23 protein-coding genes are annotated in these 11,924 nt (G+C 49.0%); all 23 read right to left on the reverse strand.

Translation table 11 applies throughout. From position 1 onward, the window contains the following. Nucleotides 1-80: 80 nt before the first annotated feature. Nucleotides 81-698 (reverse strand): hypothetical protein, encoded by a 618-nt coding sequence (locus tag M989_RS23080; protein ID WP_007372289.1) that lies wholly within the window; start codon nucleotides 696-698, stop codon nucleotides 81-83. A 69-nt stretch (nucleotides 699-767) separates the two neighbouring features. Then, a complete protein-coding gene (locus M989_RS23085; RefSeq protein ID WP_007372288.1) occupies nucleotides 768-1,322 on the reverse strand; it encodes a hypothetical protein in 555 nt (184 codons plus the stop codon). Between the two features lie 154 nt (nucleotides 1,323-1,476). Next, a complete protein-coding gene (locus tag M989_RS25955; protein WP_007372287.1) occupies nucleotides 1,477-1,647 on the reverse strand; it encodes a hypothetical protein in 171 nt (56 codons plus the stop codon). 8 nt (nucleotides 1,648-1,655) lie between these two features. Beyond that, a complete protein-coding gene (locus tag M989_RS23090; protein WP_007372286.1) occupies nucleotides 1,656-1,964 on the reverse strand; it encodes a CcdB family protein in 309 nt (102 codons plus the stop codon). Between the two features lie 2 nt (nucleotides 1,965-1,966). After that, nucleotides 1,967-2,206, reverse strand: a complete 240-nt coding sequence (locus M989_RS23095) for a type II toxin-antitoxin system CcdA family antitoxin (protein ID WP_007372285.1) — start codon at nucleotides 2,204-2,206, stop codon at nucleotides 1,967-1,969. 138 nt (nucleotides 2,207-2,344) lie between these two features. After that, nucleotides 2,345-2,809, reverse strand: coding sequence for a hypothetical protein (locus tag M989_RS26115; RefSeq protein WP_008786596.1), 465 nt, complete (start codon nucleotides 2,807-2,809; stop codon nucleotides 2,345-2,347). Beyond that, complete coding sequence (locus M989_RS23105; protein ID WP_007372283.1) at nucleotides 2,806-3,477, reverse strand: hypothetical protein; 672 nt, start codon at nucleotides 3,475-3,477, stop codon at nucleotides 2,806-2,808. The genes M989_RS26115 and M989_RS23105 overlap by 4 nt, the downstream gene beginning before the upstream one ends. Before the next feature lie 53 nt (nucleotides 3,478-3,530). After that, a complete protein-coding gene (locus tag M989_RS26120) occupies nucleotides 3,531-3,941 on the reverse strand; it encodes a hypothetical protein (protein ID WP_016241559.1) in 411 nt (136 codons plus the stop codon). Further along, nucleotides 3,938-4,570 (reverse strand): hypothetical protein, encoded by a 633-nt coding sequence (locus tag M989_RS23110; protein WP_007372282.1) that lies wholly within the window; start codon nucleotides 4,568-4,570, stop codon nucleotides 3,938-3,940. Before M989_RS23110 ends, M989_RS26120 begins: the two co-directional genes overlap by 4 nt. Before the next feature lie 15 nt (nucleotides 4,571-4,585). Further along, nucleotides 4,586-4,819, reverse strand: coding sequence for a hypothetical protein (locus M989_RS25735; protein ID WP_008786598.1), 234 nt, complete (start codon nucleotides 4,817-4,819; stop codon nucleotides 4,586-4,588). A 54-nt stretch (nucleotides 4,820-4,873) separates the two neighbouring features. Continuing rightward, entirely contained in the window at nucleotides 4,874-5,332 is a 459-nt protein-coding gene (locus M989_RS23115; protein WP_008786599.1) for a hypothetical protein, read from the reverse strand. A gap of 52 nt (nucleotides 5,333-5,384) precedes the next feature. Beyond that, complete coding sequence (locus M989_RS25030; RefSeq protein WP_306083951.1) at nucleotides 5,385-5,642, reverse strand: Lar family restriction alleviation protein; 258 nt, start codon at nucleotides 5,640-5,642, stop codon at nucleotides 5,385-5,387. After that, complete coding sequence (locus M989_RS23120; RefSeq protein ID WP_007372278.1) at nucleotides 5,605-6,300, reverse strand: hypothetical protein; 696 nt, start codon at nucleotides 6,298-6,300, stop codon at nucleotides 5,605-5,607. Before M989_RS23120 ends, M989_RS25030 begins: the two co-directional genes overlap by 38 nt. Nucleotides 6,301-6,430: 130 nt before the next feature. Next, entirely contained in the window at nucleotides 6,431-6,622 is a 192-nt protein-coding gene (locus M989_RS23125; protein ID WP_016241560.1) for a hypothetical protein, read from the reverse strand. 181 nt (nucleotides 6,623-6,803) lie between these two features. Next, nucleotides 6,804-7,199, reverse strand: a complete 396-nt coding sequence (locus M989_RS23130) for a hypothetical protein (protein WP_024196081.1) — start codon at nucleotides 7,197-7,199, stop codon at nucleotides 6,804-6,806. 26 nt (nucleotides 7,200-7,225) lie between these two features. Further along, nucleotides 7,226-7,390, reverse strand: coding sequence for a hypothetical protein (locus tag M989_RS25960; RefSeq protein WP_007372277.1), 165 nt, complete (start codon nucleotides 7,388-7,390; stop codon nucleotides 7,226-7,228). Nucleotides 7,391-7,471: 81 nt separating this feature from the next. Then, nucleotides 7,472-7,894 carry a hypothetical protein gene (locus M989_RS23135; protein ID WP_024196082.1) on the reverse strand — a complete coding sequence of 141 codons (423 nt, stop codon included), beginning with the start codon at nucleotides 7,892-7,894 and terminating at the stop codon, nucleotides 7,472-7,474. Nucleotides 7,895-7,981: 87 nt separating this feature from the next. Beyond that, nucleotides 7,982-8,302, reverse strand: a complete 321-nt coding sequence (locus M989_RS23140) for a hypothetical protein (RefSeq protein ID WP_016241561.1) — start codon at nucleotides 8,300-8,302, stop codon at nucleotides 7,982-7,984. A gap of 20 nt (nucleotides 8,303-8,322) precedes the next feature. Then, on the reverse strand, nucleotides 8,323-10,395 hold the full coding sequence (gene dinG / locus M989_RS23145; protein ID WP_074398852.1) for an ATP-dependent DNA helicase DinG: 2,073 nt from the start codon (nucleotides 10,393-10,395) through the stop codon (nucleotides 8,323-8,325). A 97-nt stretch (nucleotides 10,396-10,492) separates the two neighbouring features. Then, nucleotides 10,493-10,786, reverse strand: coding sequence for a hypothetical protein (locus tag M989_RS23150; RefSeq protein ID WP_008786601.1), 294 nt, complete (start codon nucleotides 10,784-10,786; stop codon nucleotides 10,493-10,495). Between the two features lie 12 nt (nucleotides 10,787-10,798). Beyond that, nucleotides 10,799-11,104 carry a hypothetical protein gene (locus tag M989_RS25740; protein WP_008786602.1) on the reverse strand — a complete coding sequence of 102 codons (306 nt, stop codon included), beginning with the start codon at nucleotides 11,102-11,104 and terminating at the stop codon, nucleotides 10,799-10,801. Between the two features lie 154 nt (nucleotides 11,105-11,258). Next, the gene (locus M989_RS23160) at nucleotides 11,259-11,531 is read right to left on the reverse strand and encodes a hypothetical protein (RefSeq protein ID WP_008786603.1); all 273 of its coding nucleotides are present in this window, start codon (nucleotides 11,529-11,531) and stop codon (nucleotides 11,259-11,261) included. Between the two features lie 115 nt (nucleotides 11,532-11,646). Next, on the reverse strand, nucleotides 11,647-11,922 hold the full coding sequence (locus tag M989_RS23165) for a hypothetical protein (protein ID WP_020996212.1): 276 nt from the start codon (nucleotides 11,920-11,922) through the stop codon (nucleotides 11,647-11,649). Nucleotides 11,923-11,924: the final 2 nt, after the last annotated feature.

The raw sequence follows: 11,924 nt of genomic DNA on the forward strand, positions 1-11,924 counted from the left end.
AATCTATATCGTCCTGATAGGTAAACCTGACTAACCACTTCTGTAATAATCGGAACATAGAGGCCTCTCGCGGTAGTTGACTATATGCAGAACCGGCAACCATCAAAATCATACGGATTCTGTTGCCATGAAATACGGCCACACCCGGGGCAATTCCAGCGAGTCAGCCCCTTTGACTGTCGGCGATTTTGGCGTTTCAGCCAGGCAGGCATCAGCAGACCGGCCCCCTGCGTCATTTTACGGCGGTCTATCCGCTCAACACTGAAGGTAGGGCGCTTTGCAGCGTCAGGGATGTGATGGGGTAACCAGACGACATCAGGTCTATCTGCCTGTGGTGAGTCAAAAACTCTGGCAAGGGAAAAATCCGTGGTAGTACCCGCATCAGCCAGCCAGAACAGATCGTTTCCGTCCCATTGGCCATTAACGAAGCCGACATATTTGGTGGCGCTTTCGGAGAGAATGGTTTTTCCCGGTACAAACTGATGATCAACATGAAACACGAGATGGCGGTCGACTGCATCGGCATCAACCGGCAGGTCAAACTCCCGTCCCGTATTCCATGCGCGTTGTGCTTCCTCGCGGGTGTAAACCCGGGCATTACGCTGATCGGTGCTGTAACCTCTGCCGTGATGGCTATGAAAAGCGGTATTGCTACCAACGGTGTCACGCAAGCTGACCAGATAAAAACGGTCTTTCATGAAACACTCCAGAGGATGATGGCAGGAAAATAGCCCGGCGCGGCGGATACCGACACCGGGGAGGAGGGGTTAGCTTTCGATTTTGCTGACGTTTACGGTGTCATCGTCGTTACGCTTTACACCCAGCATGGTATCGCCATCGACTTCGATAATGCCGTCAAAGTAGTCGGTCATTTCGTCATAGCTGACTTCATCAAGGTCATCCAGCCGGTAGGAAGAGCCATCCGGCAGAACAAACTGACCATCCAGCGTGGCAAGGTCATACGCCAGCGGGGTAACCGTGAAGTAATACTCATCGGTGAACCAGACCGCGCCAACCACCAGTGGGTGAGAAATGTGGAATTCGACGGTGTTATAGCCCTGCGCTGCGATTGCATCCAGCAAATCAATGAAGCCGGGCATCGTATCGCCATCCCAGCCATCAGCCGATAAGGAAGGCTTGAGGTTATCCCAGTCGCTCAGACTGAAAAACACTGTGCCCTCACCGTCATCGCTGATATGGGATGAAATGTACGTCGCGCTTGCTTTTGAAGCCATTGCAAACAGGAAGTCCTCATCGAGCACGTGTTTGAGGGAGGTTTTAAAAACCTTGTCAGTGCCTGCTGCCGGGATAATCGCTAACATGAAACACCTCAGTGGTTGTGTTGGTCTGTTTTTATTATCGAACGACTGAGTCTGCTGACGAAGGAAAAAAGGGGACAAAAAGAGGCTGTTTTCTCAATAAAATCAGAAAGATTGTGACGGCCCGAATTCAGATGAAACGGGCGCAGACGGGGGGTTATTTGCTGGCGGATTCGGCTTCGTAAATGACTTCGTCGGCCCAGTCTCGATCAAATCCCGGCATCACCGGTAATGCTGCAACGACATCGGTAGGGAGGGCATCAATATAATCGCGCATGGCTTTTGCCACTTCCAGCAGTTCATTTTGCTTCATCATTTTCTCGCTCATTATCTCTGTCAGAAACCATCCAGCAGGAAGTCCACCGCACTTTTGATAGTGTGCCGGAACGGAGATGCGTCCATGACCGCCTGACCGAGCTGCTTCACGCGGACTGAAGCCATTTCATGCGTCATCAGGATAACGTCATTCCCTTCCACCTGTATGACCGGAGTTAATCGCGCAACCGGGGCCGAGGCTCCTTTTTTAAGCCGATGAAGGGGGATCACCAGGCGGGTATTTAACTCGCCAATGATGTCGCTCTGTATATCCAGCAGGTAAGGGTATGCCTGGCTGTTGCCGGGATTGCGGTAAACGGTATATTGCATTATCAGAACGTCCTGTATTCGTCAGACAGTAACCCATGCTCTTCAGTGATGCGGTTCAACTCCTGAATACCAGCACGATTCTGTCGTTTCCATTCTTCCGCTGCACTGGCCTTCAGTTTGCTCTGAAGCGCTTCTGCCAGCGTGGCGGACAAGTTAATCCCAGCGTCTTTTGCCTGCTGTACGAGCATTGGCTCAAGGGTGACACTGACGGTTTTTTTCTGGCGAGCAGCTGTAGCCTGCATGTGTCCTCCAATAAAAAAGCACGTGTCGATTACACGTGCTTTAAGTATGCGCCCATTTTATCCCACCAGCAAATTTGTTTGCCTCCGAGAGAGTCTACTGCGTCAGTTCAGCAGGTCAGATGGCCTAGACCGCAGAGGCTACGTTTTTCCAATCATGATAAGCAACACACGCCTGTTTGGCAGGTTGGCTGCAACTTTAGCTGCTTTATCAATGCTTTGTGCTGTATACACTACCCCTCTTTCTTTCAGGTTCTCCGCGTTCTGACGCAGCGTTTCCTCTGAAAAGCTGGACGACTCATCAATGCCAACTGGGCCGGGCTTTGCACCGCGCAAACTGAATGGCACAGGGCCATGCCAATCATTCTTTACCAGTAACAGTCGGGCATCAATGATCCGTCCTGGTAGCGTTCTTTCGATGAGGTAACTTTTTCCGGTTCCAGTGCTGCCAATCAGGCAAACGGTGTAACCGAAACGCAATGCCCATCGAATGATTAGAGCCCAATACCGCGCCCGGAACGCGGAAATGACAGGCATTTCACCTGGTCTAAATACCGCTGCGAAAAGACATGAATAGCTATATTTCTCAGCGTTACAATCTTTCATAAAACTTTATCCAGTGACGTGTTTTTGGGGAATTTTCTGCCCGCCCAGCAGGTAGCTGGTGTATCTGAAGTACATAACATCTTGTAGTTGCCTCTGACTATCTCTCTGGATATAGACTTATCAAATTCATTTCTATCCATATCAAATAGCCAGTAGAACCCATCAGCATAGATAATTGTGGTTCGATTGGGATCCGAAGCTACGACGCGAGCATCCGTAATCAAATTCTCCTCATAGCGCAAAGGCGAAGCGGAGAAAAAGAATATTATTAATACGAACCAACTCCCTATGAAACACGGTAAAACATGTTTTTTGCAATCCTTTAAACCATCTTTGTTGCCTTTCATTTTGTAGTCATAAAGACCAAGCAAAAAAAGTAAGAAAGAAAAAGCAAACCCCAGAAAAACGTGAGTATAAAACTGATGGATGCCGTCACTCCATGTAATACTGATACTTCCAGCATTTGTTCTTTTTGTTGTTATTTCTAATACGGAAATGAAAATGGCTGTTAACTGACTAAAACAAAATATTTTTATGCTTAATTCAGACTTAAACGCTTTGTTATATACTAATACAATCACAAAAAGTATTACGATTACAAAAGCTGTAATCATAAACTCACTCATCATCATGAGCACACTGTTATTAATACTGTAATTTATGTTCATCATCACTCCTTAATTTCACAACTTTTCATCATTTTATTTGAGAATTGACAGGCTTATCGAGTAGGGGGTTTAGCGTCCTTGAATATGTTCGCTCGTGTGGCGCTCACTAGACACCAGATAACAGAAGAAAGCAGAGCAAGCATTGCGTAAACCATTCGGAAGTTTGAATCCCACTTCGCGGTTACTATTGATTCATCGACCGCCTCGCGAACGCAGGGAGATTCGATAAGTGTCGGGGGAGTCGTGGATTGTGGCTCTTCGGTACATACCATTAGTTTGCCGACCGGAGCACCATCAATGACAGCCCTGGCTGCACTAACCAGATGCGCTGAAGGTGAACCTGAATAGTTCATGCAGATGAACGTGATAAATAAAGCAATCGCCGGGCCGGAGACCAGAGTGAAGAATGCGAAGCTGCGGCAGGCCGTAGTATGGCGATGCAAATTAGCGAGAAATGTCATCATGATTTGTCACTCTGGGTTTTAGTCGTATCCGACTCGGTGTCACATCGCTGGAAAGCTACTTGAGGAGGAATTTGATCAACCCCGGTAAAGCAATATTTCAGGGATAGTTGCTTTTTTCCCTCATCCAGTCCAACAAAAAAGATATCGACCGGATCTTCATGAAGTAGCTCTTTTGAGAGCCGGTTGTAGGCCATCCAGCTCCCAACCATATCGACCATTGGCTTAAATTTATCAGTTGCGTTATCTGTAGGTTTAAATGGAATTACACGGAAAACATTCCATCGTGAGCAACGAACCAGCAATTGAGCATCACTCTGAAAGACGTCCAGATCAGTGTTATTTGTCAGGACTTTACACAGCGACTTGAGATCGTTACCCCTGACCTCCAGTTGGCTGAAGCTTCTATAATACTTTTCACATCCAGTTAAGTGCTGAGCGTAGCACTGCTTCAACAGTGTTGTGTCGTTACTGGCCTGCAATTGAGTATCTTTCGCCACATAGGCATCACTGATAAGAAAATCGGGATAGAGGTGTCCCTCCCATAGCAGTTTCTCGGCGATAGCGCCCCCCAGCACCACCACCAATAAGATAAAAAAAATTGGGAACGTCTTACCCAGAGGTATTTTCATAAATCTCACCAGTCGTTAATTTGAGGTAAATTTGCTTTCCAGATTCAGAATGCATTTTTCATGTGCATACATGACGGCGGAATCATGGCCGTAATAGAGTTCGCCATTTTCACGCTGCCACTCACGCGCTTTTCGGGTACGGAATGCTTCTGACATATGTTTTCCACACAACTCACATGGCCCGAAAAAGTCGCTGCTGCGGCCTGTTGATTTTGTGAGTCTGACGATATTGCCTGTAGGTCTACCCATACTGCCCCCTGTGCTGCTGGCATTGACCGGCTGTCTGCCGTGCTAAATGAGTGGTTATTTATCCGCGTCATCATCGGATTCTTTCGGCACGAGTTTTGTATAGCTAAATGTCATATCAGAGGGACGGATCCCATAGCGCCACGGCTTTCTGCGGTAGTTAACTGCCTCGCTTACCATCCAGCAGATAAGAGCGATACCCGCCACTATCAGGTAGCCTTTGAGCAACAGCGAGTCCCATTGTTTAATGGCATCATCGGCATTCACCACGTGTCGCTGGCATTCTGAGGAGCGGAACGCGGCAAACACTGCTTTCTCTTCAGGGCAAACCATGACCGAGGTGCTGGTGGCATTTCCAACCAGACTACGGGCCTGATCGAGGAAGACCTTGGATGGTGAACTGGTAAGAACTGTGCAGAACAGAATGAGCAGTAACGCAACTGCCGGAGCAGTGACAAACGAGAAAATGAATGCCTGCCCGGATTTCCATAAAACGTCGCTGATGTAAAATTTCATGTCGGTGTTTCCTCTTATCGGTATTCAGGCCCAGAGCAGCCCGGGGCTTAATTTATGCTGACTGGAGTCCGCCAGATTGTTTCTCTTCAGCGCGGGTATTCCAGCGCGTCACAGCGGCTTGTTCGGAGTCCTGAAACGCCACCGTGGCCTCACAGGAATTGCAGCAGGCGCGAAAATTATTCGAAATCTCCCGAACCCGGATAGATGAACAACCGCAGAAAGGGCAGGGCTTGACGTTATCGTGTCTCATCGTATTTCCTCGCTGGTGGGCTTTATCCACCGAAGCTATTGAGCCGAATTTCAGGTTCATCACCGAGCTCGTACATGTGTCCCATTTCGTTCATGATGGTGCTACTGCCATTGAACCAGGTAACCATGCATCGCCAGTGCTGACTGCCGTTTTCACCCCAGCGGCTCACGCCCGCAGCATCCATTTCGTCTTCAGTGATAAAGAAATCCGCGCCCGGCAGTTTCTCGGCATCAAGGCAGATCTCAGGCTCAACGACGAAGCAGATACCGTTGCTGTTCATGACGTACATACGCCGCTCAAGGGTTTCAGTACTGACAATGACCTGCTTATCAGAAGTAAGGTGTGATTTAGTGACTTCCATGCGAATCAGGTTCTTTGCATTAGCCTGTCCACTCGCAAAAACCATTGACGCATTGCGAACCATTAACTCAGCAGCTTCTTCACCGAAGCTACGAAGGCCCATCAGTGCAAGCAACTCACTACATTCGGCTTTACCGAGGTTGCCAGTAGTCAGATTAACCACGCCTTGTAGAGTGCTCAGTTCAACCGGTTGTGACCGGAGGATGTCGCGAAGCAGTGTATTACCCGCCGTGCCCGGGTCGCTCCAACTGGAGGATTCGGGACGCTGATTTTCAAGAAATAGGGCGCTTTGCAGTAAAGCCGCTGGTGGCTTTCCGGCAAAACTCAGTTTTACTCTGACCGAATCGAATGGGTGCATGACGGCGGTTTCTCCATAATATCGTGAAGCTAAAAACTGTTTTAATCCTATTATCCCACCGGTCGACAATTGACGAAGTAATCGGGTATGAAATGGACACCCCTTCGATAATTCACATATAGCGAAGCCTTTACGCCTTTGTCTTATCCGCAGGCTGGGGAATGCAATAACTTAAGATGGTGATAGTTTCCCCACGCTTTGCTTTAGGCGCGGCACTCTGGCATTCATCATAGGTTTTGTAGTCAGGTATTTTCTGAGAGGTGACACCACTTGGATTAAGACCACTTGAATAAAGCCCAATCACGAGAACTAAAGTAAACATGTTATTACTCCAGAATGTATTGATGGAAAGTAAGTGAGAATGCCATTATCCATTTCTCCTAAAATCCCGAAAAAACTTTTCAAGAAAGGTACTTTTCGGTTACTTCAGCGTAAGCATACTTAGATCGCAAAATGAGTGAATAAATAACTTTGCTCTGCAATTGTTTTTGCTGAACTTCAAATTAATCAGTCATCGATTTCATCAGGCAAGTGAAAAGCTGAGACGTAAAGCTTGCCATCATGAAAATCCAAACCATCTTGGCAGTGATAATCGGAAATTCGAGAGTGCCAATATAATAAATAATAATTATCAATCCCCCCAAGGCCAGACATCCAAGGAGACCTGCTGCTGCCTTTAGGAAATCACTGCCTTCAGGATTCTGGAATGTGAATCCAGTTATAATCAGCGAGGAAAAACAAGCGAACAAACAAGTTCTATACAAAGGCCAGTCCCCGGATATAACATTTTCTCGAATAAGCACTGCCCATATCAAAAATTCAATGCTGAAAATAATCAGCGGAACTGCGAGCACACGAAATGAAAGTTTTTCATATAAAGTGGTAATAATTGATGTCATAGCAAACCCCGCTTGCAATATTCAAATTAATTTTCGTGGTTTTTACCTGCTTTTAACAAACGCGTTATTTCATCAGTAAGGCAGAAACTTTTCCCAGATGATGGTTTCCCGATAACCACAACGTGACCAGTACTTGGAGTTCCCTCTACTTTAAAAAATGCAAGTTTTGCATCGATAATTTTATTTTTCATTGCATCGGTAACCTTGTATGACGTGGGGGTAAATTTTGTGCGTTAATGTTCAATGATAATATTAATCGCGAAATACTGTATCTATAGGGTCTGTTGATTAAGACTATCCCTCTTGAAGTAAAATACAATCATCATTCCTATCTGTATGGAATAGGAAGCCAATTCAGCATATGTTACATAATTGCTTGTGATGAAGGAAAAACCTCGCGCGATTACAAGTAGGAGTATTGATGCAATAAACACTAAAACCCAAACGGTAAGCATTCCCAGCACTGAAAGAAAGTACTCATATTCATTTGGGTCGTAAAATACAAATGCTGTTGAGAATATTGCAATAATACATAACGGAAGTGATGTAGCGAGTTCCGACCATTGAAGGTCAATTTTTCCAACCACCAGCAATGTAGAAATGACAGCGTACTGTATAGCCGATAGAACTGTTACCGGAATCGCAGCTCGAATGAACTTAAAAACAGAATGTTGTGTTTTAGCCTGGTTTTTCATGTGTTACCACCTGTCATTTGTTTCGAAACCAATCATAACCAGAGTGATAGATTTCAGAGTGAATAAACCACTACAAAACGCCCCCATTTATTGCTGGACATCATCCGCAGGAGTGGCATAAAACTCACGACCTGACGCGCCGAGTTTTTTCTGAAGCTTCTTTGTTGCTTCAGCCTGACTTCGGGCCTTGAAATAGAACGTCCTGATAAAATCCCCATTGTTGTAGTTAACGTCCTCTGGATTTGCCCATTTCTGCATAGCAACAAACCGGATAGAAGGCTTCGGGATGGTTTTCACCTCGACATACCCCCGGCCCTTGCAGCGAAAACACACACCGCCTTGAACGTGCCGGAACGCTCGGATCTCACCCTTACCACCCAGACAGCGTGGGCATTCAATTTTATGCATAGCAACCTCTCGACTGTTGATTAACGAATTTCGCGCCTGAAAGGGGGCAGGGATGCGAGGATGTCTTTCCCGTAGGCTTTTGTCTTCAGGCGTTTATCCAGGATAGTCACCGCGCCGGTATCGCTCTCTGTGCGGATAAGCCGACCAACGGACTGGGTCAGTTTGAGGCAGGCCTCCGGTATCGAGATTTCCCGGAAAGCATCACGCCCGTTTTTCTCCAGCCACTCCGTCAGGGTCTGGCCCACCGGGTCGGTCGGAACGCTAAAAGGCAGCTTGGCAATGATGACGTTGTTGCAGTACACGCCAGGCAGATCCACCCCTTCACTGAAAGAAGCCATACCAAAGATAATGCTCGGCTCACCACGGTCGATTCTGAGCTTATGGCGCAGCAGTATTTCCCGTTTTGGAAGTGCCCCCTGTATCAGCAGAAGCGGTGAAATGTGTTGAGGCATCGCCTTGCTGACTTCTTCCATCTGCCTGCGGGAGGCGAACAGCACGAGGCAACCCTGAAGCCGAAGCACCAGTTTGGGAAGGAGTTCGATGATCTCCGCCGTATGTTCTTCATGATTGGTCGGAACCGAGCGCATACGGGGGATGAACAACACGCCGTTGTTCTGGTAATCAAACGGGCTGCGGGCCAGCAGGGTAGGTGTATCGACTGGAAGACCGGCCTGCTCCAGGAATGCGTCAAACTTGCTAAGGGAGCGGATTGTTGCCGAGGTCACAATGGTGGCATAAGCCTTCGACCAGAGCTCGGATTTCAGGTGTTCGCCCGCATAGACCGGACTGCAATTAATCACCACTTCGGTGCTGCGTTTAGTACGACGGACGTTAATCCACCGGGCCATAGGCATACCAGAGACGGTTTTATTCCCGCAGTATGAGGCCAGAGCCTGATGCATACCCGCCAGGCGATTTGCCAGCTCGCCGACAGCCATCTTTTGCAGGGCCAGATCATCCTCGCTGATATCCCGCCCGGCCTCATCCACAATCGCCGTCATTTTCACAACGATATTCTGCATCTCGTTTACTGTCTTTAACGCGGGTGAAAACAGGGCCGCAATAGCTTCAGGTACGAAGCCCTCCGGGAAGCGGTAGATGTCCGATTCCACACCGTTCGGCATGTCGTGATCACTTCGCCAGTTAAGAGAGCGTAAGAGCGTACCCCGCAGATCACCGAGCTCATTACCGGCGTGGCCCGCAAATTCCACCAACTGCTGCACGTGCTGTTCCATTGTCCCGCCGTAGGACTCCGGCATGGTCATTACCATGTCGAAGATTTCAGCCATGAAATGCCTGCTGGCATCAAGAGAGGCTGAGGTCGCAAAGTGGTTAATTGCTTTTTGCGGAACGTGGTGACCTTCGTCGAACACGTAAATGGACTCTTCCTGCGGGGGAAGAATAATACCGCCTCCCAGCGACAGGTCAGACAATACGATGTCATGATTGGCGATAACCACATCCACCGAATCCAGCAGAGCGCGAGCGAGGAAGAACGGACAACGGTGATAGTGTGGGCAACGCTTTTTAGGGCACTGACTGCCAATGGCATTAACCCGGCCCCACACCGCCTCACTGATCTCATCAGGATAGGAATCACGCTCTCCCGTCCAGTGACCACCAGCAAAGGCCTTGCTGATATCCTCCACATCATCGCGGATGTAGCCATAGGCATTCATTTCGCTTTCCATATGAACGCCGCAGCGCATCTGGCAGAAGTACCGGCTACGGCCCTTCGCCATCGCATAGGAGAAGCTCAGGCCCGCTCTCGCCTGAATTTCTGGCAGATCCTTGGAGATGATTTGTTCCTGAAGCGCAACAGTTGCCGTGGAGATGATCAGCGTCTTATGCTTTTCCATCGCCAGAGGGATCAGAGGCAGACAATACCCGAGTGTTTTCCCTGTCCCCGTACCTGCCTCAATAACCCCGACGCGATACTGCTCTTCAGATGGGGTCGCATTCACGACCTCGCTGCAAAACGCCATCATGTCTACCTGCCCGGCACGAGGGGATAACCCTTTCGCGTCCAGGAAGGAGTGATAGGCTCGCTCAGTCATTTCAGCGGCAGTCATCCGGGGTTTGTTGTCTGGCATATCCGTACCTTGTTCTCTGCTGCTGCTCAGTAATTACAGCCTGGCAGCGGCTATCGAAGTCAGGGACATCCTCAAGCTGGTGGATGTACCGGGTTCATCAGTCTTTCAGTGAATGGCCTTTAAAGCGTCTCACATAGCGTTTAATTTCATTTTCGGCCTGTTCCAGCGCGGAACGGTCGCTATGCTCCAGCACACAGTAAGGCCCATGCGCTGGCCCGCCTTCACTGGTTTCGCAGCTATCCAGCTTGAAACGGTTGGATGCTTCAAAGATAAACTGGCTGATTTTCGCAATGGAGATCTGGTCTTTGTCTTCCTGCTCTTTGGTGTCGATGACATCGCCGTTATACACGTCGAAATCGAGCCGCAGGCGGTAAACCGTGTCGATGGCCATAAGCGGTTCCTTTCAGAGGATGTCGTAGATGACCGGAACGCGGCCACGCTCTACCTGTTGATTCAGGGTGCGGAAACCACCGTGATCCACAATGTAGAATTCTCCCGCCACAGCGGAGCGATGGAAGTCGGCGAGCTCTTCAGTTCCAAAGACAAAAACCGGGGTGGCAGAGGGAACGGTCATACTGGCAGATTTTCCGCCGTAGCCGCGAACCGTGAAGGTCATTACCCCATCCGCGCTGGCGGGCAGGAAATCGGCGAAAATCGAATGAAAGGCTTTATTCGCCTTATCGCTGAATACGTCGGTCAGTGTCTGCATGATGCGCCCCGTGATCTCGTTTTATGTTGTACTGATACCAGTACAACACGGGCCCGACAGGTGACGAAGGCGATACGGCGGGTATTATCAGAATGATTATGTCGGTCTGAAATGGTGCATAAGGGAGCCGTCAGGCCCGGCTCCGGGATGCGAATCAGCGGTCGTTATGCTGTAGCACCTCCACGAACTGTCCGCAGCTGTCACAGCAGTACTCATTGGCGAATCTGCCATCGTCCTTCCAGTTGTTTGCCCCGCAGCGGCAAAGCAGTACACGTACCTGAGAAGGGCGGATGCGAGCTTGCCCGAATTTGGTTGTCCACTGAGGCTCGCCATCAAAGCGAAAGGAGTCGATGCGAAACCTGCTTTCGCGTTCGAGGGTGTTGAGATATTTGAAGTACAGCTCTTCAGAAAGGATGGCATCGGTCATCGTGTATTCCCTGTCTGGCCCCGTGGCTGGTGATTTGCGGCAGAGTGTTGCGTTGCGAAAACTGCCTGGGTTGTCGGAGCCATTACACCACGGGTCATACAGGTCACGAAGGGGGCTACTTGCCTGCCAGCGCTTTCTCTTCCCGGGTAGCCAGGCGCATTTGCCCAAAACCTTCACGGATCAGCAACGGCTTTTCTTTCTTCCAGCCCTTAATGACGGACTCACCGAAACGACGCGGGGCGTTACCATTCCAGGTGGCGATGACATGGTTGTCATGGACTTCGACAATCACGACCGGGTGGACGACAACCGTCTTAAGTGTGGTGTTGCCCATATTTACCCGGCTAACCGACCAGACACTCATCCCGGCTTCCAGCTGGCTTATTTTCATCT

Source organism: Kluyvera georgiana ATCC 51603, assembly GCF_001654985.1.
GTDB lineage: Bacteria > Pseudomonadota > Gammaproteobacteria > Enterobacterales > Enterobacteriaceae > Kluyvera > Kluyvera georgiana.